The following is a 21,293-nucleotide window of genomic DNA, read 5'->3' on the forward strand; positions in this document are numbered from 1 at the left end:
TTGTAGTATTGGAGTCTAACCCTAACATTCCCGAGGAGGTACTTTCCATGGAAGTATTAAAGGTTTCAGCAAAGTCCAATCCAAATTCGGTAGCTGGAGCGTTAGCAGGGGTTTTGCGCGAACGGGGAGCAGCCGAACTGCAGGCAATCGGTGCCGGGGCCTTGAATCAAGCGATTAAAGCGGTCGCGATTGCACGGGGATTCGTCGCACCAAGTGGTGTGGATTTGATTTGCATACCTGCATTCACGGATATTGTCATTGACGGTGAAGATCGGACGGCAATTAAGTTAATTGTAGAGCCTAGATAGTGATGAAGACATGGAAATGACCGGGGGACTTTCTTAGCCTGTTTACGATGTAAGCAGGTTTTTTTACTTTGCTGAATGAGACGAGCCAACCTGTAATAAACTCGGCGCTTAGTCGGACGAGCGTAACGAGGCATTGTCCACCGATAAGCGCTGCACATGCCTATGAAAGGATGAGAGATGGATGAATCACCGAGTTATCGATTTTCATTGTGACGTCCTGTACAAAATGCTCTACCAAGGCAGCATTCATTTTGACCGTGAGGAGGGGCTGGATGTAACGTTGCCGCGAATGCGCCAGGGCGGAGTAGGTATGCAGGTGTTTGCGCTGTTTCTGGAAGATTCGCTTCTATCCGGTCCGCCTCGCTTTTCACAGGTGCTGCGCTGCATTGATTTGCTGCGTGAACGAATTAATGCTTTGCCAGGAGTTGAGTACATACGTTATCGTGAAGATGTTGAACGATGGGAGCAAGATGCCGATAGTATTGGGACGCTCTTGTCGCTAGAAGGTGTGGATGGCTTGGAAGGGGATATGGTCTACGTGCGCACGGCCTACGAGCTGGGTGCGCGTTTTGTCGGGTTAACGTGGAACCATGCCAATTGGGCGGTTGACGGGACGCTGGAGCCGCGTCAGGGCGGGTTTACGAGCAAAGGACGGCAGTTCATTCGCGAATGCGACCGACTGGGACTGATGATTGATGTGTCGCACTTGAATGAGAACGGATTTTGGGAGCTGCTTGATCTGACGGAACGGCCGATATTTGCCTCTCATTCTAATGCAGCACACATCCTCGAGCATCCTCGTAATTTGAAAGACAAGCAGATTCAAGCAATTATTGAACGTAACGGGCGTATCGGCATAACGTTCGTGCCTTATTTTATTAAGGATGGAGAAAAGGTAACGATTGATGATTTAATTCGGCATATTGATCACATCTGTGAGCTAGGTGGCGAAGATCACGTGATGTTCGGGTCTGACTTTGACGGTATTGACCGGAAAATTGACAAATTGGAGCATTCAGGACAATACGCTCATCTGCTGGAACAATTGGAAAAAAGATATTCGTCGACATTTGTCAAGCAGATCGCTCACACTAATGCATTGCAATTTTTGAAGACAAATCTACCTTTGCGAGATGAATAAGACAAATATTCATCTCGCAAAGGTATCATATCCATCGAAAGTTGCTATCGTGGACAACGGGGAAAACGCTTGCTTTTTCCTACACCCGGACATAGAATGAGAGTGACTCAACCATTACTATTTTTTTACTTGTTACATTTTATCGAACTTTGGTGTGCATCCATGAGGATGCAAGCGCGAGTCACCTTTCAAAAGGAGTGGGCGAGCTTGATTAGTCAATTGTCTTGGAAAATCGGGGGTCAGCAAGGGGAAGGCGTAGAAAGTACGGACCGTATTTTCTCGACGGCATTAAATCGTCTTGGTTATTATTTGTACGGCTATCGTCATTTTTCTTCCCGTATTAAGGGTGGACATACGAACAATAAAATCCGCATCAGCACGAAGCCGATTAGAGCGATTTCAGACGACTTGGATATTTTGGTCGCATTCGACCAAGAATCAATCGATTTGAACGTTCATGAGCTGCGTTCTGGAGGCGTCATTGTAGCGGACGCGAAATTTAACCCGGTCGTTCCAGAAGGAAACGATGCGCGGTTGTTCGCGGTTCCGATTACGGCGATCGCAGAAGAACTGGGCGCCTCACTGATGAAAAATATGGTTGCTTCCGGCGCTTCGTGGGGACTGCTTGGGTTGCCGCTCGAAGTATTTAACCAAGCGCTTGAAGAAGAATTCGGACGGAAAGGTCCGGCTGTCGTCGAGAAGAACGTGGAAGCGGCGCGCCGTGGCGCACAATTTGTGCTGGAGCAAGCAGGTGGACCGCTGAACGAGTTCCAATTAGGGCCGGCAGATGGTAAGCAGAAGCTGTTCATGATCGGCAACGATGCAATGGGTTTGGGCGCGTTGGCTGCCGGTTGCCGGATTATGGCGGCCTATCCGATTACGCCAGCGTCTGAAATAATGGAATATTTGATTAAACGTCTGCCGAAGTTCGGTGGTACAGTCATTCAGACAGAGGATGAGATTGCTGCTATAACGATGGCAATTGGAGCGAACTATGGCGGTGTTCGCGCTATGACAGCATCTGCCGGACCGGGGTTATCGTTGAAGGCGGAAGCTATCGGCTTGGCTGGCATGACGGAAACGCCAATCGTAATTGTCAACACCCAGCGCGGGGGTCCGAGCACAGGTCTTCCGACAAAGCAAGAACAGAGCGACTTGAACGCTATGATCTATGCGACGCACGGTGAAATTCCGAAGATTGTAATCGCACCGAGTTCGATTGAAGAATGTTTCTACGATATGATCGAAGCGTTTAATCTAACTGAGAAATATCAAGTTCCGGTCATCGTCTTGACGGATCTTCAGCTCTCTCTCGGCAAGCAGTCCTGTGAAATGCTGGACTACGAGCAAATCGTCATCGACCGCGGCAAGCTGGTCAATGACTTGCCTCCGTTAGAAGAGCATAAACAATTCAAGCGTTACGAACTCACTGAAGACGGCATTTCTCCTCGCGTAATCCCAGGAGAGAAGGGCGGATTGCATCACGTAACAGGCGTTGAGCATGACGAAACGGGACGTCCGTCGGAAAGTTCGGTTAACCGCAAAAATATGATGGACAAACGGCTGAATAAATTGAACGGTCTGCACATCACGAATGCAATCCATGTAGACGCTCCTCATGAACAGCCAGATTTGCTCTTGGTTGGCATGGGCTCCACAGGCGGAACGATTGATGAAGCGCGGACAAAGCTTGAAGCCGAGGGCATCAAGACGAATCATATTACGGTCCGTCAAATCTATCCGTTCCCAGCGGATTTGTTCGCTCCGCACGCGGAACGAGCGCAAGCAATCGTCGTTATCGAGAACAATGCGACCGGTCAATTGGCGGATCAAATCAAGCTGAATGTCGGTTTCGGCGAGAAGACGCGCCGTATTAACAAATACGATGGCACACCGTTCCTGCCTTCGGAATTGTACAAACAAAGCAAGGAGTTGGTCTAGAATGGCTACGTTTAAAGAGTTCCGCAACAATGTGAAGCCGAATTGGTGCCCGGGCTGCGGTGATTTCTCGATACAAGCGGCCATTCAACGCGCAGCGGCCAACGTCGGCTTAGAGCCTGAGCAATTAGCGGTCGTATCCGGTATCGGATGCTCCGGACGGATATCCGGATATATTAACGCATACGGCTTTCATAGCATCCATGGCCGTGCACTTCCAATAGCTCAAGGCTTGAAGCTGGCCAACCGTGATTTGACGGTTATCGCTTCCGGCGGTGACGGAGACGGCTTCGCCATCGGGATGGGGCATACAGTGCATGCGATTCGTCGAAACGTGAATATTACGTACATCGTAATGGACAACCAGATTTACGGCTTGACCAAAGGACAGACGTCTCCGCGGAGCGCAGTGGGCTTCAAGACAAAGAGTACGCCGGAAGGCGCTATCGAGTCGACGCTTTCACCATTAGAAATTGCGATGGCATCCGGGGCAACCTTCGTTGCCCAGTCGTTCTCCAGCGATTTGAAACAATTAACGTCACTGATTGAAGAAGGGATCAAGCATGAAGGCTTCTCATTTATTAACGTATTTAGCCCATGTGTTACCTTCAACAAAATTAATACGTATGATTGGTTCAAGGAGAATATCATCAACCTGAATACGGTAGAGAACTATGACTCTTCGAACCGCATCATGGCCATGACGAAGCTGATGGAATCCGGCGGGATGATTACAGGACTTATATATCAGGATAAGACAAGAAAGAGTTATGAGAACCAGGTGGTGGGCTTCCGTCCGGAACCGCTCGCCAAGCAAAATTTGCAAATTTCACCTACCGATTTCGAGAAATTGGTGGCAGAATTCAAATAATTGTTGAAAAAGACATGCGTCAATTGACGCATGTCTTGTTTATTTTTCTAGTATAAGTAGTATAATATGAGTTGGTACTAGCTAGAGAGAACACATACGTGAGGTGGATGAGAAATGAAAACTGTACCCGTTGGCGTATCTGCTCGCCATATTCATTTAACCCAAGAACATGTTGAAGCATTATTTGGACCTGGGTATCAATTGACGGAATTTAAGCCGTTGTCTCAACCGGGACAATTTGCTGCGAATGAAACCGTTGAAGTTATCGGACCGAAAGGATCCTTTAATAAAGTACGTATTTTGGGACCGGCACGACCGGCTTCTCAATTGGAGATTTCCCGTACGGATTCCTTCGCTATCGGCGTGAAAGCTCCTGTGCGCGAATCCGGCGATATTAATGGAACTCCAGGCATCTTGGTCAAAGGACCTGCAGGAGAAGTGGAATTGCAAGATGGCGTTATCGTCGCAGCTCGTCATATTCACTTTCATACATCAGACGCTGAAAAATATGGCATTCAAGACAAACAGAAGCTCCGCGTTGCTGTAGGTGGCGAACGTGGTGTCGTATTCGATAACGTTGTCGCACGCGTATCTGCGAACTTCGCGCTTGATATGCACATCGATACGGATGAAGCAAACGCAGCGGGCGTCAAGAACGGCGATACTGCGGAGATCATTGACTAATACACGCATAACTTTACAATAGGTCACATCAGAGAATGCAGCATGTCCACTCCGGACTTGCTGCATTTTTTTAATATGATGATATCGGGAGCGTTCAATGGTTAACGATACAGCTGTCAAAAAGAGATTTTGCATATCACAGAATTGATGTTCAATTCCCCTAATGGTATAATTTGAAGTAATGCTTTTTTAGCTACTACCTTACAAAATTACGAATTATACAGAGAATGAATAAGAGGAATATACTATCACAAACCAAGAAGAGGGAGTGGCCGACATGAGCAAAAAGTCGAAGGATTACTCCAAATATTTTGATTTCTCGAACGCAAAAGTTATTTCCGAAGATGAACACGGTAAACGTATCCGTATAAATGGTCGTGAAATCAACATTATTTCGGAGCCAAACCAACGTGAAGAGAAGCAGCGCGGCAAGCAAGATATTCAAGTTCATTACGACAATGCAGTCGCGGAAGAGCTGCAAGGTCTCGGGAACGGGAAGAAATATCTAATCTATACGTTCGGCTGTCAGATGAACGAGCACGACTCCGAAACGATGAGCGGATTGCTCGAACAGATGGGGTATGAGAAGACCGATGAACGAAAGCAAGCGGATATCATTTTGCTGAACACATGCGCGATTCGGGAAAATGCGGAGGATAAAGTATTCGGTGAGCTGGGACATTTAAAGACATTGAAGCTGGAAAAGCCGGGCCTCGTTCTTGGGGTATGCGGATGCATGTCGCAGGAAGAAAATGTAGTCAACCGCATCATGCAAAAGCATCATTTTGTCGATATTATTTTCGGCACGCACAATATACACCGTCTTCCTTATTTAGTGCGCGACGCTTTGTTCAATAAGGAAATGGTTGTAGAAGTGTGGTCGAAAGAAGGCGACATTATCGAGAATCTTCCGAAGAAGCGCGAAGGCATGCGCGGCTGGGTGAACATCATGTACGGATGTGATAAGTTCTGCACATACTGCATCGTTCCTTATACCCGGGGGAAAGAGCGCAGCCGCCGTCCTGAGGACGTTATCGCGGAAGTGCGTGAGCTTGCCCGTCAAGGCTTTAAAGAGATTACTTTGCTGGGACAGAACGTCAATGCATACGGCAAAGATTTTACAGATATGAAATATACGTTCGGGGATCTGATGGATGACATTCGCAAGGTTGACATTCCACGGATTCGATTCACGACTTCCCATCCACGAGATTTCGATGATCATCTGGTGGAAGTGTTGGCGAAACGCGGCAATTTGGTTGAACATATCCATCTGCCGGTACAGTCCGGGAGCAGCGAAATATTGAAGAAAATGAGCCGCAAGTATGATCGTGAACTGTTTTTGGATCTGGCCGGGAAAATTAAAAAGGCTATTCCTGACGTTGTGCTGTCGACGGATATTATCGTAGGTTTCCCTGGAGAAAGCGACGAGCAATTTGAAGAGACCATGTCGCTGGTGAAGGAAGTGGAATTCGACTTTGCCTTTACGTTCATCTATTCCCCGCGTGAAGGAACGCCAGCAGCTGGAATGGAAGATAACGTTCCGATGGATGTGAAGAAGGCCAGATTGCAGCGATTAAATGAATTGATGAAACAGCTTAGCCGCAAGAGCAATGAAAAGCTGCTTGGCGAAACGGTGGAAGTGCTCGTCGAAGGCGAAAGCAAGAACAACTCGGACATTTTATCCGGCCGTACGCGCACGAACAAGCTCGTTCATTTCGCAGGATCGAAGGAATTGATTGGCCAATTCGTCAACGTCAAGGTGTATGATGTCATGACATTTTACATTAAAGGCGAGCTTGTCACAGAACCGATGCAAATAAGTTCTTAAAATTTTCCTCTTTTTAGGTTACAATGAACAGAGGATGCTTGATACATTTTCCAATACACTAGTTCGAATAGATGGGAGAGGTTCTCATTGTCGCAACAATCACAATCTTCGCCGCAAGACTCGCAACAAGCCCATCAGACGGGCTGCGGTATACCTTCGTTCAATACGCGCGATTTACTCGTGCGCGATGATATTATGGCAAAGGCCAAACAAATGGCCGAATTGATATGCACAACTGACGAAGTGCAGCATTATCAGCAGGCAGAGAAGCTGGTTCAACAGCATAAGCGTGTGCAGGAGCTCATCCCCCTCATCAAGAAGAAGCAGAAGGAAATCGTCGCTTTCAAATCGTTCAAGAACGAGCAAATGGTAGACAAAATTGAAACGGAGATCAATTCGCTTCAAGATGAGCTGGATAACATTCCGCTCGTTGTTGAATTTCAACAGAGTCAGAGCGATGTCAACTATTTGCTGCAGCTCATTATGTCCGTCATTCGAGATACGGTGTCGGATAAAATTAATGTAGAGGCGGCAACACCAGAGGATCCGGAGACATGCAGTGACTAAGGTCTGCACAATGTAGGAACCAGCACCAGAGCGGTGCTGGTTTTTTTGTTTTTTATTTTGCAATATAAAATATATAAAAGTCATAGCGGAAGATCTTTTCATCTGGGAGTCGTCCCTTTCCCATCGCGGAGAAGATATGCCTGTTTTATCCCTTGCCGTACTCTCCCCTTCATTCAGACTGATAGCATTACGCTTTCATTCAAACGAAACATACTGCCAGTCTTTCGTACAATGCCCTTAGCTCCATTCTCCCATACTGTCAGGAAGGAAAACGTCTAGGATAAAGCAAAGCCCTTCTTTTTCGTATGCCATTCCATGAAACGACTGATTATACTGGCAGTTATCCAGAGCAAGTAGTCGATCTATGAACATAGGAAAGAGATAATGACAATTTATTGAACGAAATCGACAGTGTTATGGATAACAGTTGTCAAATGTGAGACAAATTCAAAATATCTATGTGGGATATATTGACAATGGGAATAGGGTATGGTTATATAGCACTAAGAAAAAGTTTAAGCGCTTATCATTATAGGTATATAGTATTACATATTTGAGGCAGGAAATAGTCATCATTACTCTGTACGAGGTGACTCATGAAGCAGCGCAAGCGAATCGGAGAATTATTGGTCGATGTCGGTCTCATTACACCTACCCAATTGCAACATGCTTTGGCGGAGCAAGCGAAGCGGAAAGGTCGTTTAGGAGATATTTTGCTGTCGGAAGGTTTCATTAATGAGCAGCAGTTAATTGAAGTGTTGGAATTCCAATTAGGGATTCCTCACATCCAGCTATACCGCCAACAGATCGATCAGCAAGCCATTGATCTCATTTCGCAGCGTCTTGCCGAACAATACCGGGTGCTTCCTTTGCGAATTGACGGGTCGAAGCTAATCGTAGCTATGGAGGATCCGTTGGATTATTATGCTCTTGAAGAGTTGCGTCTTGCCACTGGATACCGGATTGAACCGACAATTGCCTCGCGAGAGGAGCTTGCGCGCACGATTCGGCGTTATTACGGAATGCAGGAATCGGTGGACGAAATGCTGCAGCAGCTGCAGATGCATGAGGAAGAATCATTATCCGCCCAACTCGAAGACGAGCAATCCCCAGTTGTCAGAACGGTAAATCAATTAATTACACAGGCAGTCAATATGCGGGCGAGCGATATTCACCTCGATTCTCAAGATGATGAACTAGTAATTCGTTATCGGGTAGATGGCGTGCTGCGTACCGAGCGGACGCTTCCTAAGCATATGCAGAATGTCATTGTAGCCCGAATCAAAATTTTGGCCGACTTGAACTTGACTGAACGCCGTTTGCCTCAGGACGGCCGGTTCGAATGGCTCCACGATCATGCTCAATGGGACGTTCGCGTCTCTACTCTTCCTACGATCCATGGCGAGAAAGTCGTCATGCGGTTGCTCAATCAGCACCACGGCCTGACCGGGTTGGAACAGCTCGGTTTCACCCCACATAATTTAACCCAATTTCAGCAAGCAATACAATCGACATATGGCATTGTACTGCTGACCGGACCGACCGGCAGCGGCAAATCAACAACTTTATATGCGGCGCTATCTCAGCTTTATCACGAGGGCATCAATGTTATGACGATTGAAGATCCGGTCGAATATCAGCTGCCGGGAATCAATCAGGTGCAAGTCAACGCGGCAATTGGGATGACCTTTGCCCGCGGGTTAAGGGCGATGTTGCGTCAAGATCCGAATATTATTATGGTCGGAGAGATTCGCGATCTGGAAACGGCAGAAATCGCCATTCGAGCGGCGATGACCGGGCATCTTGTACTGAGCACATTACATACGAACAGCGCTGTTAATACGATGACACGATTGATGGATATGGGGGTAGAGCCGTATCTTGTCTCCTCATCTCTGCTCTGTGTCGCCGGGCAAAGGCTAGTGCGGAAGGTCTGCCCGCACTGTGCGCGGTCATATAGACCTGCATTGGAAGAGTGCGAGTGGTTAGGACGATATAACTTGCCAATCGATGGGTTGCGACGCGGCGAAGGGTGCGAAACATGCTCACGGACCGGATATCGGGGAAGACTGGCCATTCATGAGGTGCTGACGATGGATGATAAGCTGCGGATGCTCACCATGAATAAACGTCCGGATAGTGAATACCGTGCTGCGGCGGCCGAGCAGAACTTTGCCTCTCTATTCGAGGATGGTCTGCGCAAAGCGGCAGATGGTCTAACGACGATTAGCGAGGTGTTCCGCGTAGCGAGCCCGACGGATGAAGAACGGCAGGAAAGGGGTATGCAGAACTAAATGAGCATTTTAAAGTATTGGCCCGAGTGGCTTGCAATCGCAGTGGCCAAGGAAGCGTCCGACATGCATCTGTCACCTGATATGCCCCCGATAATGCGCGTGATGGGCGAATTGCAGGTGATGGGGAACCACATTCTGACTGGAACGGACTGTACCGAGCTGTGTGAAGGGTTATTGTCCCAGCAGCAATGGAAGCAATTCGTCATCCGGGGGGATGTGGATGCCGCAATCCAGCACAGCGAGGCTGTTCGCATCCGTCTGCATGTGTATCGCATGCAAGGAAATCCATGTCTTGCGGCCCGGATCGTTCATAGCAAGGCGGCCTCCATCGATTCGTTGGGGCTGCCAGAAATCACGCGACAGCTTATTCAACAGAAGCAAGGACTTGTGCTTGTCGTTGGTCCGACGGGCAGCGGGAAGTCGACTACGCTGGGTGCTTTTGTGAACGAATTGAATCGGACGAAGCCGCTCCATATTGTGACGCTGGAGGATCCGGTGGAAAAGGTGCATCGCTCCCAAAAAGGTCTTGTTCATCAAAGGGAAATTGGAATTGACACGCCTACGTTTTATGATGGCTTGCGTGCTGCGCTACGGCAGGATCCAGACATTATCGTCATAGGAGAAATGAGGGACAATGACACTATCTCGACAGCCCTGAGTGCTGCAGAGACGGGGCATCTCGTATTCGGAACTCTGCATACGTCCAATGCCGCCATGGCTATCGATCGGCTCATCGACAGCTTTCCAGGCGAGATGCAGCAGCATATCCGCTCGCAATTGGCGTCGGTGCTCGTTGGCGTAGTGGCGCAGCGTCTGGTGCGAAGACAGTATGAGAAGGGGATGACAGGCATATTCGAATTGCTGGTCAATATTCCAGCCGTGGCGCACTGCATCCGCTCGGGCAGGACACATCAATTGCCCGGTATTATGCTGACGAGCCGAGCCAACGGTATGATTACCTTTTCCCAAGCGTTTGCAGACGCGGCGGCCAGCGGACTCATAGCTTATGATGCGGTGCAGCCGGATATCGATAGAGGCGCAGAACTTGGAGAAGTGGTTCGAGGCGAACACTAAATTAAAGCGCTTATATATTTGGGTGAAATGAGGTTGTTAACGATGCCTGATTTTCATTTCCAGGCGATTGATGAATACGGTGTGTTCCGGTGCGGCGTCGTGAAGACGTCGACGAAGAAGCAAGCTGCTGAGCAGCTGCAAGCAAGGAACTGGTGGGTTACGAAGCTTGAGGATCGCAAAGGTCATTGGCTGCATCGCGATATTGCTCTTGGTGGACCGCGTGTGAAGGTAGGGGAGATGACTGTATTCTGCCGGCAGTTCGCCACGATGGTGCGTGCCGGTATCCCACTGGCGGAATCCATTCGCATCCTTGCTGAGCAGACGGGCAATAAGCCGTTCGGCGAGGTGCTGCAGCAAGTGCTCGAGGATTTGGAGTCGGGCACGTCGTTGTCACAAGCTGCCGAACGATACCCAGGCGTATTTAGCCAAATGTTCGTTAACATGGTAAAGGCTGGTGAAGCATCGGGAAAGCTGGACGAGATGTTGGAGCGATTGGCCGTCTTCTATGAGAAGGAGCACCAAACACGCGAAAAAGTAAAATCAGCCATGATATATCCGATCATTATGCTCATCATGACCATCGTCGTCGTTACGGTATTAATGATATTCGTCATTCCGAAGCTCGTATACAGCTTCACGACGATGGACATCGAGCTGCCGCTGCCGACCCAGATCGTGATGGCAGTGAGCGAGTTCATGCAGCACTACAGTTATATCGTCATTCCGGTCATGGTGCTGCTTCCGTTTTTATGGATGTTCCTGAAGAAGCTGCCGCGCTTGAAGTACCCTTGGGACATGGCTAAGCTGCGCATGCCGGTGTTCGGCACGCTGCAGCAGAAGCAAGCGCTGGCGCGGTTCACCCGAACGTTCGCTTCGCTCTTCGGCGCAGCGATACCGATTGTCGACACGCTGACCATTGCGGCTCGTGTCACTGGCAATGAAGTGTACGGCCGCATCATACGTGATGCGCGAGAAGATATCAAGAGCGGGCAGTCGTTGACGGAAACGTTCAGTGAGCATGCTTGGTTTCCCCCGATGCTGGTGCAGATGATGGCTGTCGGGGAACGGACAGGTAATTTGGATGAGATGATGGAGAAGGTCGCCGATTTTTACGAGCGCGACGTGGAAACGATGTCGGATCGCTTGAAGGCAATGCTTGAGCCGCTCATGATTGTCGTGCTTGCTGTAGTTGTCGGCTTCATCGTGCTGGCGGTTATGCTGCCGTCGTTCAAGCTGATGGACAATCTGAGGTAATCAGTATTCCTAAAGGTGCGAGTTCAAACAGGGGACCTACCACAAAAATAATAACGGTTTTACGGAAGTAAAACATATATCATTTTTCTAGAGAGGGGAAAGGTGAATCATGAGTATGACATGGGTACAGGAGCGGGTGAAGGCCGCTCGGAACGAAAAGGGGATGACGCTGATCGAGCTGCTGGCGGTTATCGTCATTCTGGGGATTATCATCGGGATTGCATCAGTCGTTATTATCGGTCAGTTCGATAAGGCGAGAGATGGTTCAGACGCAACATCAGAGAAAATTTTAATTGAAGCTGCTGAACGATACGTATTGGAAAAGAATTTGAATGTTCCTGACACAGGCACGCTTGAAGTTCAAGTTAAAGAAATGCTTAATGCAGGATATTTAAAAACAGAACCTAAAAAATCCAAAGAGAATAAGCCATATACAAAAGTTGTAATTTCGCGAGAATCGGGAAACATAGCTAAGCTCAATTTCACAGTAGAGTAAACATGAATTTTACAAAAAAAAGAAAAGGGCTGTCCCAAAAGTCATCAAAATGACAAAAGGTAACTCGCAAGAGTTACCTTTTCCTTAGGGGGAACGATGATGGAAATTGCACTGTGGGTTGTCAGCTTCGCCCTGCTTGGGCTCTGCATCGGCAGCTTTCTTAACGTCGTCGCTTACCGGGTGCCGCGCGGGGAATCTGTCGTGGCTCCGCCTTCGCGTTGCCCCCACTGTGGGGAGCAGGTACGGCCGTACGATCTGATCCCGGTCATCAGCTACATTATCTTACGGGGACGCTGCCGCTCTTGCGGCATGCCGATCGCTGTGCGCTATCCGTTGGTGGAGCTGTTGACGGGTGCCGCCTTCGCTGTCGTTGCCTGGAACATGCCGTGGAGCGGGGAAGCCATTGTCGGAGCACTGCTTAGTTCGGTCCTAATTGTAGTCGCGGTGACCGATATGGATTGGCGCATCATCCCGAACCGCATTCTTATATGGGGGATGGGGCTCGGGGTATTCATGCGCTGCTTCATTCACCCGCTGCCATGGTGGAATTATGTGCTCGCTGCCGTTGTATGCTCGGGGCTGCTTCTTTTGCTTGCTATCGCAAGCAACGGTGGAATGGGCGGAGGGGATATTAAGCTATATCTATTCATTGGGTTGGTGCTCGGTCTAGCTTCAGCGCTGTTGTCACTGTTTACAGCAAGTGTGCTGGGGCTATTGTACGGCTGTGTACTTCTATGCTTCAAGCCTGCCTTCGGCAAAGACCGCTCTTTGCCGTTCGCGCCATTCATTGCTGTAGGCGCATGGTGGGCCTATTTGTACGGGGAAGAGTTTCTGCATGCGATGCTTCAATATATCGTTGCTGCATAGGAGGTGTGCGTATGAAGCTGCGCAGGAACAGCAATAGAATAGTAGGGCTGGAGATTAACGATACGTGGCTGCAGGCTGCTGAAATTATTGAACAGCCGTCGGAAATCCAAGTTGTGCAGGCAAAACGGATGCCGCTGTCAGCAGGGATCGTCGAGGAAGGACGCGTCATTCATCCGGAGCTCTTGACGGCAGCCATCTTAGAGCTGTGGGAGGAAGCTGGTTTTCAGTCGCGCGAGGTGATTTTCGGCATTCCAAGCGCTTTTGTGTTGATTCGGCATTATCAGCTGCCGTCTGTCGTGAAATCGGAGCTGAAAAAAATGATTGATATGGAGCTTGAGCTGCGAACTCGGCTGCCGTTCGCCGATCCGATTTATGATATTGTGTCTTATCCGCAATCTCCGATTGAACGAAAAAAAGAAGATGACGAATTGGAGCTGGATCCAGTGCTGGCAGTCGGCAATGCACACGATGAAGCTGCGGCTGCAGTCGTAACAGAACGTCGCATGACCACGTTATGGAGCAGGCTCCGAGGCGGGTTGCGCAAGCCCTCGCACCGTGATCAGCCTCATGTCGAATTAACGGTGCGCAGCGATGTATTGTTGGTAGCTGTGCCGAAATCGGAGATGATTCGGTACCGCGATGCGATCGAAGCAGCCAAGCTAGTGCCGCGCGTCTTCGACATCAAGCCATTGGCGTTGCATCGATTGCTGCCGCGCCTCCCTCAGGTCGAGGATGCCCGTACATATGTTACGGCCAGCATACATGCGATGCATACGGATATCTTTCTCTTCCATCGCGGGCAGCTGCGTCTGACGAGGAGCTTATCCATTAACATATCCGCCTCCATATCGATGAGCGGAAGCAGAGTATCGTACTTGTCTGGGACGATGATGAATGAAACGGAGATATATGAATCGGTGTGCGATGAGTTGGCAATGGAATTGGAGCGGTTAATAGATTTTTACCGTTATTCATCCCAGCAGCAGAGTGAATCGATCCAGTTCGTGTTCATTTGCGGGGATACGGACGGCTTAAAAGCAATATATTCAGTGTTGGAACGGAAGCTGGACATGCCAGTCAGGATGCTGGAGGAAACGGACACGTTAACGACGGAGCTGGATGCTCCTCTTTATTCATTTGCAGTTCCAGTTAGCTTGGCGTGTAGAGGAGGGGACGTATGAACCTGATGCACAATACGCCAGAGCATATTAACTTACTGCCGATTCGTCCGCGTCTCGAACAGCGTTTCCTGCTCTATTTATGGTCCGGCATCGGTGTGATGGTCGTTGCAGCTGCGTTGCTGACGTTCGCCTCCATTCAATATAGCCAAGGGACCGAACGCATGAAGGCGGATATGAACCGGCTGCGCAGTCAGATTGCCGAGGCGCGACTGCAGAAGGAGCCGGCCCCTGCTACAGTATTTTTCACACAATTGACAGGTCAATCTAATGCATTGAAAGCAGAGCGGCTCGACTGGGGAAGCATGTGGAATCGGTTGACTGATGCGATGCCAGATATGATGAACTGGAAGCGAGCTGACGCGGAATCCACCGCAGATGGCAGTACTGATATCATCAACATGTCATTCATTGCTCGCGATGCGGATGCTGTCGCGGCTTATCTATCTCTTTTGCAGTCAATGGATGAGGTGCAGTCCGTACAATTCCAGCAATGGTCAGGCAATACCGAGCAAGGAACCAATGTGGAGCCGCCGTTATTGGAAGTGGATTACATCGTCACGTTACGGCCGCGCGGCATGAGGGAGGCGACGAAGTGAAATGGCGGACACGATAGGCAGACGAACGCAGTCCTCATTAAAGAGCAAGAAGCTCTGGTTAATTCTCATATGGGTAGGCGGGCTCTTGCTTCTGCTTGCCATCTTTCTGTTCGGATGGCTGCCTGTCCAAGAAGCGCGTCAACAACTCACTGCATTAGAAGATGTGGAGATGCTTGAAAAACGGCTTGCAAGCATAAGCAGTCAACCTGATCCAATCCAAACAACTGCAGCAGATTGGCTCAGGTGGCATCGGGCTGTCCCCGGGCAACATGACGAGAGCGCATGGCTGCAGCAGGTGCGGGAGCTATCGCGCAGAACAGGGATTAACGTGAAGAAGCTGCGCTTCGTAGAGCGTCAGCTTCTGCTTGCCCCATCCGAGCAGAAGCTGGAAGAAACCGATGCGAATGCGGCAGGAGCGCCATCAGACGCCGAGAATGAACTCGTCGATGAAGGTGCACCTCCCTCAGTGGAGAAGAGGGCGCAGTTGGCAAACGAAGGAACTCCTGCGATTGAACAGTGGACGTATGAGCTGGAAGGAGCGGCCGATTACGAAAGCTGGTTGTCGTGGCTGTCAGATATACAGCGGCAAGAGCGACTGCATCGACTAGAGAAATGGACCATGCAGCATTCGTACAGTATTGATATGGCTGCTACAGACAGCCACAGTAAGGAGCTATACAATGTGCAACTGATCATTCATGTGTATACATCCCCTGGTACTGACGCACTGGCGACAAGTTGACAGCTCTATTAGAAGTCCGGTGAAAAGTTAGACAAACTGCAAAAGTGCGTGTCAATGGGGTATTGAGCGTCGTTTACATGTACAATTACATCCTATGCCCGAATATCGTCTATTTTTACAAATTTTCATGCATATTTGCAGTTCCTCAAGTTGCCGCTAGCAGGACTCGACGGTATCTACAGACTTCTGGCCGTTATTCACCAGACTTCTAGAGACATGCTAGTAAAAGAAACGCTGGTTGCGCATGTCAATCATCAACGGTAAGTGGCGTGACGGTGGAAATCATTGATTGTCGTGAAGGTCATATCTAGTTACATATCGTGGAACGTAAAAGCAATCGGAGGCGGCAAACCTCCGGTTGTTCCTTTTGCTCCCTATGTTCCTTGCTGTTCGCGGCGCGGCTCCCAATTGGGAATGCCGATGCAGATGCCGCCATCAATGATGATCGACGTGGAACGATCGCTATTGTTCCGCGGCAGGAACCGATTTTGGGACCCTTGCAAATCCATATTGCCGCCTATAGCGAGCGTGCCGCCAAAGTCAAATATAACGTTGTTATTCACAGTTAGATTATCCTTCACGAGAATATCCCCACGCACCTCTATTTTTGAAACTGTACTAGGGTCGGATTTGGCTTGAAGTAGAATATTTCCTGCTATAATATCACGAGTATGAGCGGAATCGATAAAGAAGAGGTTATGGGCAATCAGGTTGTTGACAACGACAATGCGGTCTCCTCCCACTGTAGAATTCCCGCTGGTGGTGATGTTTTCAGCGTATAGCAGTTCGGTTGCCAGCAGTTGAGCATTGTCGTTTACCTCCAGCTTGTTTTTTACTATGATACGATTCGCCTTGATAACAGTGCGTTCGATCGTAGATCTGTACTCATTTTTCCAGTCGCTTGCAACAAGCGGACCGTCAATAATGAGATCGCCATGAATCGTCAAATGTCCGCCATTATGCAACGTTAGCGATGAGAGATGCATGTTCCCGTGAATCTCTACGTTAACGTAAGAGTCGTATGTGAGGCTGCCCCCAACGATATTCACTAGTCGATCGGGAGCGCCGATAGTATAGGAGCTTCGCTCCCCATTTCGATCGATAACAGCATTACCCAGAGCAATCGTTTCTCCAGCCAAGGCTTCCGGCTTGTCTACTTCAGACAAATCATATTGGCACTTGCTTCCGCAGCTGCGATCATGGGAGGGGGCTGTCATTGCCGAGCTTTCCTTTTGCTTTTCCTCTAAAAATTTGCCGATAGGCGTCTGCAAGTCAGAATGCTTGCGAATAACAACATCCTCGGCTTCGTTCTCTTCATCGTCGCTTTGTTTGAGATATATGGGCGGGTCTTGCCAATCATTGTGGTGCGGATCCTTGAATTTTCCCTGCAGCAGCAGCTTATCCAGTGTACAGTCACGATCGTCTGGATTCGGGGATACGACCGTTTCTCCGAAGCGCGGCGCCTTTAAAAAGGAATAGACCATTTCTTTCTTGCCTTTCTGCAAGGAGGCTTCGCTCTTCATATAGAAGCGGTCAGATTGTGCGTCGGGAAATACATCGGTTACATCGTTCATGCACACGGTCGTCGACCAGCCGCTTCCCGTCTGTACGGTTTTATTCCCCATTCCCGCGTAAGTGTTGCGATAATGCTCCGAAGCGACTGGCGAGCCGCCTATCTTGCGTTGGTATTGGTTTAAATAGCTAATGTAGCTTTCCATATTGCCTACCGTTATTTCCTGGGCAATGCGCTGCTCCGAGCTTAAATGCTGCTGCACCACACCGGTGCCGACGACCTGGAGCAAGAGCGGGACGGTAAGAAATAATAGGATCATGCACAAAAAGACAATCATCATAGCGCTGCCGCGTTCACGGCGCAGGATGTTCAAGCACAAATGCAACTTGTTCACGATATCAGTTCCTTTCCTTCAGATAACTCTTACCGAGCTCAACGGAACGTTACGGGCAGCTTGCGGCATACCCCGCGGGCGGAGGGTCATCATCCGCGGCAGCATGTTCCACCAGATTCAGCATAATAACAAGCTATGATGTCCAGCTGCATTACCGATCCTTCATCAACTTTGCCGTAATCGTGTAGCGTGAATTGGCATTGCCGGACGTTAGCTCGGGCCGCCCCATCGAGTCTCTGCTGATGCTCTGGAATTCCAGCACTGCTTCCAGAAGGCTGCCTGCCTGAGCGATGGCGGGAAACTCCGCCGTATTCACCGACGTTCCATCCGGCAATTGAATGATGCGGATTAGCGGAGCGGCCGGCATGCTATGGGCAAGCGAATACAGGTAACGATAGCGATCAGGATGCGACTTCAAGGTTACGGAAGTATCGGCAAGCTTGACCATCACTTCCTCGTCAGTTAGTTCGGAGGCGGAGGGAACAGAGAATGAGTACACATTCCACTCCTCTGTCGATGAATGATGGATGATGGCCCGGTAGTCCTTGCCAACTCGAAGTCTAATCTCCTGCGGAGACGAGAGGGCGGCAAGAGAGGCTTCCGATATGAGATGGTGGAATTGCTTGCTTGTCCAGCGGACGGATGTCTCTTGCATTTGTGCGGCAGTAACCATATTGCTGTTCGTTTGCAAGCTCCACCAGAAGGTCAGGGCTCCGCCCAGAATGACGGAAGTGATGAGCAATGCCGCCATCAGCTCCAGCAGCGTCAACCCGCGTTCATTGCGGATGCGGGACGGTATGTGCATCATGATTCCTCCCATGAGACCGAGACCGTCAGCAGCATCGGTCGATTGTGATAGGATGGTTCGTTCATGTAGACGATCGATTGTACGACAGCTTGATGGTCAGTAGATATGGGTGCGGGGGCTGCGCCGTCTACATATGACTGTAGCGGATGGATGGTCACTTGGTATGTGTTGGCTTGGCCAGGATGGGCGCGCACACCGTCGCGGGTGATGCCGCTCGGCCCGATCGATTGCGGTTGGGAACGATATTTATGTATGAATGATTCCGCGATCGTGACAGCTTCGTGAGAGCGGCCCATTGACTTGTCCGTCTGCTGCACAAAGCCACTCATGGTGATAAAAACGATAAGCAGCATGCTAAATATGGCCGTAGCAGCCAGCACTTCGACCAGCGTCAGGCCGTCTCTGCGATACAGCTTAAAAGAAAAGCGCTTTAACATTAAGCGGGCGAACATGCGGGAACACCTTCCTTTATGAAGTGATCCAATAGGACTTGAGAATGATAGGTGAGACCATTATACCACTTATTCCGTAATTTGACAGTTGGTTCTGTGAAAATATGATTACAAGATCGTGTTCAAAAGGGGGCTTTTTGAACAACCTCTACAATGACGACGAATATCCTTACATCGTCCGGTCCAATTCGACAAGAGACGATGTAAGGATGATAGGGTCTGCATGGAGCAGAAATCGAGAGCTACACGTCTGGATGTCTTAAACGAGCATTTTGCGGAATTCCGTAGTTAATAGCGGCACGACTTCGAACAAATCCCCGACGATGCCGTAATCCGCCACTTGGAAGATGGGAGCTTCCGGATCGATGTTGATCGCAATGATGACACGTGATTGGCTCATTCCCGCCAAATGCTGAATTGCGCCACTGATGCCGCAAGCAAAGTAAATTTCAGGTGTGACGACCTTCCCGGTCTGACCGATTTGCAAAGCGTAGTCACAATAACCGGCATCGCATGCCCCGCGTGATGCGCCGACTGCTCCGTTCAACACGAGGGCCAGCTGTTCAAGCGGCTTAAAGCCTCCCGCGCTTTTGACGCCACGGCCACCGGAAACAATAATTTTGGCTTCGGTCAAATCAATCGAACCGCTCATCTTCGTGACGACATCACGAACTACGGTCCGCAGCGAAGGCGCAGGAGCGGGAAGCGCAACGACAGCAGGGGAAGATACCGTCGCATGTGTAGGCAGCGTACCGTTTTCCGGTGTAAATGCTGGAAAGTTATTCGGCCGAATCGTAATAATCCACGGGTTCGATTGAGTCGTAAATCGTCGGGTCTCAAATGCTTTGCCTGCATACACCGGACGCCGGAAGGCGAATCCGTCTGTGTCTTGCGAGATCGAGATGACATCGGAGATTTGCCCGGTGCGAAGATGTGCAGCCAACATTGGGGCGAGATCGCGTCCCATCGCAGTATGTCCGAAGAGGACGACCTCTGGCGACTCTTGTTCCACGAAAGCGAGCAACGCAGAGAAGTACGCCTCCGAGTCGTAATATTTATATCGCACATCCTCGGCGCAATACACATGAGCGATTCCAGGGATAGATAAACTTTGTACCGCTTCCTGCAGTCCATATCCAATCGCAAGAACAATAATCCGATCGTCGGAAGAGGCCATCTGCTGAACGGCGTCAAGCGCCTCGAACGTTACCTGACGCAGTTGGTTTCCCCGCATTTCGGCGATGACAGCATAAGTGCAGCTCATATCGCAGCACTCCTTTCTTATAATCATCCATGTTGTTGGTCTCTTAAGAAGTTGCTTCAACGTACATTTCATGCTCGAAAATACATGTTTAAATGCTCTTTAAATGGAAACAGATGTCAGAGACATTTTGCTTCCTCATGCAGCAAGCGAATTAGCTCTTGTACTTGAGCAGCAGCATCGCCTGCAATCATTCTGCCTGCTTGACGCGGCGGCGGCGGCTCTAACGCTAGACGTTCTGTTCGGGGCTCCAGCGCCGCTTCTTGAGACAGCTCAGCTGCAGAGACTACGCGAATTGGCTTGCGCTTTGCTTTCATAATTCCGGGAAGAGAGGGGTAACGTGGTTCATTCAGCCCTTGCTGCGCTGTGAACAGGGCGGGCAACGATACATCGAGAAGTTCCGCGTTCCCTTCGGCATCGCGTTGAACTTGAACGAAGCTGTCTCCCGTCCTTTCTAGTCCGGTAATCGCGGATACGTGCGGCATATTGAGCAGAGTCGCGACGCGAACCGCAACCTGGGCGCTGCCTTGATCCACGCTGAAATGACCGCCAAAGATGATGTCCGGCTGCTGCTCCTGCAGAATGGATGCAATCCAGGATGACACGATATATTCATCATCTGACGTTCCCCGGCCCTCTGGAGGAACGATATGGATAGCATCATCGGCACCCATGGCTAGGGCGGTGCGCAACGCTTCCTGTGAACGTTCTGGACCTGCGGTTAGTACCGTTACGGTGCCGCCATGCGCTTCTTTCCAGCGCATAGCTTCTTCTAGCGCGTATTCGTCGTAAGGATTAATGACCCACTTTACCCCATCTTCCGAAAGCACTCCGTCTGTGAGGACGACTTTTTCTTCGGTATCGAATGTTTGCTTGATGAGGACAAAAATGCTCATGAAATCACCTCGAGTTATGGCTTCTTTAATACATGATATGCTCGGACGAGCAAGATATCTCCTGTTTAACCCATTGTCAACTCGAGGATATGAATTGCATTTTTTCTATCAAGCCTACATATCCA

General features: G+C 49.6%; 20 protein-coding genes. 15 read left to right on the forward strand and 5 right to left on the reverse strand.

What is annotated here, in order from left to right:
* The first annotated feature begins 47 nt into the window (after positions 1-47).
* The 15 genes from M3650_RS01640 (at position 48) to M3650_RS01710 (ending at position 15,844) form a co-directional block, all read left to right on the forward strand.
* Positions 48-308, forward strand: coding sequence for a stage V sporulation protein S (locus M3650_RS01640; protein WP_006286829.1), 261 nt, complete (start codon positions 48-50; stop codon positions 306-308).
* 181 nt (positions 309-489) lie between these two features.
* Complete coding sequence (locus tag M3650_RS01645; protein WP_251571790.1) at positions 490-1,449, forward strand: dipeptidase; 960 nt, start codon at positions 490-492, stop codon at positions 1,447-1,449.
* Between the two features lie 207 nt (positions 1,450-1,656).
* A complete protein-coding gene (locus M3650_RS01650) occupies positions 1,657-3,390 on the forward strand; it encodes a 2-oxoacid:acceptor oxidoreductase subunit alpha (RefSeq protein ID WP_251571792.1) in 1,734 nt (577 codons plus the stop codon).
* Position 3,391: 1 nt separating this feature from the next.
* Positions 3,392-4,258, forward strand: coding sequence for a 2-oxoacid:ferredoxin oxidoreductase subunit beta (locus M3650_RS01655; RefSeq protein WP_019425068.1), 867 nt, complete (start codon positions 3,392-3,394; stop codon positions 4,256-4,258).
* 114 nt (positions 4,259-4,372) lie between these two features.
* A complete protein-coding gene (gene pduL, locus M3650_RS01660) occupies positions 4,373-4,942 on the forward strand; it encodes a phosphate propanoyltransferase (protein ID WP_019425069.1) in 570 nt (189 codons plus the stop codon).
* 277 nt (positions 4,943-5,219) lie between these two features.
* Positions 5,220-6,773 carry a tRNA (N6-isopentenyl adenosine(37)-C2)-methylthiotransferase MiaB gene (gene miaB, locus M3650_RS01665; protein WP_251571794.1) on the forward strand — a complete coding sequence of 518 codons (1,554 nt, stop codon included), beginning with the start codon at positions 5,220-5,222 and terminating at the stop codon, positions 6,771-6,773.
* A gap of 87 nt (positions 6,774-6,860) precedes the next feature.
* Entirely contained in the window at positions 6,861-7,340 is a 480-nt protein-coding gene (locus M3650_RS01670) for a YlbF/YmcA family competence regulator (RefSeq protein ID WP_251571796.1), read from the forward strand.
* Positions 7,341-7,936: 596 nt separating this feature from the next.
* Positions 7,937-9,634 (forward strand): GspE/PulE family protein, encoded by a 1,698-nt coding sequence (locus tag M3650_RS01675; protein ID WP_251571798.1) that lies wholly within the window; start codon positions 7,937-7,939, stop codon positions 9,632-9,634.
* Positions 9,635-10,708, forward strand: coding sequence for a type IV pilus twitching motility protein PilT (locus M3650_RS01680; protein WP_251571800.1), 1,074 nt, complete (start codon positions 9,635-9,637; stop codon positions 10,706-10,708).
* Positions 10,709-10,750: 42 nt separating this feature from the next.
* On the forward strand, positions 10,751-11,962 hold the full coding sequence (locus tag M3650_RS01685; protein WP_251571802.1) for a type II secretion system F family protein: 1,212 nt from the start codon (positions 10,751-10,753) through the stop codon (positions 11,960-11,962).
* Positions 11,963-12,071: 109 nt separating this feature from the next.
* Complete coding sequence (locus tag M3650_RS01690) at positions 12,072-12,458, forward strand: type II secretion system protein (RefSeq protein WP_251571804.1); 387 nt, start codon at positions 12,072-12,074, stop codon at positions 12,456-12,458.
* Positions 12,459-12,557: 99 nt separating this feature from the next.
* Entirely contained in the window at positions 12,558-13,325 is a 768-nt protein-coding gene (locus tag M3650_RS01695; RefSeq protein ID WP_251571806.1) for a prepilin peptidase, read from the forward strand.
* A gap of 11 nt (positions 13,326-13,336) precedes the next feature.
* On the forward strand, positions 13,337-14,506 hold the full coding sequence (pilM, locus tag M3650_RS01700) for a type IV pilus biogenesis protein PilM (protein WP_251571808.1): 1,170 nt from the start codon (positions 13,337-13,339) through the stop codon (positions 14,504-14,506).
* Positions 14,503-15,102 carry a hypothetical protein gene (locus tag M3650_RS01705; protein ID WP_251571810.1) on the forward strand — a complete coding sequence of 200 codons (600 nt, stop codon included), beginning with the start codon at positions 14,503-14,505 and terminating at the stop codon, positions 15,100-15,102. Before pilM ends, M3650_RS01705 begins: the two co-directional genes overlap by 4 nt.
* Before the next feature lies 1 nt (position 15,103).
* Positions 15,104-15,844: a hypothetical protein gene (locus tag M3650_RS01710; protein ID WP_251571812.1), complete on the forward strand. Its 741-nt coding sequence runs from the start codon at positions 15,104-15,106 to the stop codon at positions 15,842-15,844.
* Positions 15,845-16,218: 374 nt separating this feature from the next.
* Here the strand turns inward: M3650_RS01710 and M3650_RS01715 are convergent, their stop codons facing one another.
* The 5 genes from M3650_RS01715 to M3650_RS01735 all read right to left on the reverse strand — a co-directional run bounded on the left by M3650_RS01715 (position 16,219) and on the right by M3650_RS01735 (position 21,168).
* Complete coding sequence (locus M3650_RS01715; RefSeq protein ID WP_251571814.1) at positions 16,219-17,751, reverse strand: hypothetical protein; 1,533 nt, start codon at positions 17,749-17,751, stop codon at positions 16,219-16,221.
* A 151-nt stretch (positions 17,752-17,902) separates the two neighbouring features.
* Positions 17,903-18,556: a prepilin-type N-terminal cleavage/methylation domain-containing protein gene (locus tag M3650_RS01720; RefSeq protein ID WP_251571816.1), complete on the reverse strand. Its 654-nt coding sequence runs from the start codon at positions 18,554-18,556 to the stop codon at positions 17,903-17,905.
* Positions 18,556-18,996 (reverse strand): type IV pilus modification PilV family protein, encoded by a 441-nt coding sequence (locus tag M3650_RS01725; protein WP_251571818.1) that lies wholly within the window; start codon positions 18,994-18,996, stop codon positions 18,556-18,558. Before M3650_RS01725 ends, M3650_RS01720 begins: the two co-directional genes overlap by 1 nt.
* A gap of 274 nt (positions 18,997-19,270) precedes the next feature.
* Complete coding sequence (locus M3650_RS01730) at positions 19,271-20,275, reverse strand: electron transfer flavoprotein subunit alpha/FixB family protein (RefSeq protein ID WP_251571820.1); 1,005 nt, start codon at positions 20,273-20,275, stop codon at positions 19,271-19,273.
* Positions 20,276-20,391: 116 nt separating this feature from the next.
* Positions 20,392-21,168: an electron transfer flavoprotein subunit beta/FixA family protein gene (locus M3650_RS01735; protein WP_251571822.1), complete on the reverse strand. Its 777-nt coding sequence runs from the start codon at positions 21,166-21,168 to the stop codon at positions 20,392-20,394.
* Positions 21,169-21,293 lie beyond the last annotated feature (125 nt).

Origin of the sequence: Paenibacillus sp. MER TA 81-3, assembly GCF_023713585.1 — a bacterium.
GTDB lineage: Bacteria > Bacillota > Bacilli > Paenibacillales > Paenibacillaceae > Paenibacillus_B > Paenibacillus_B profundus.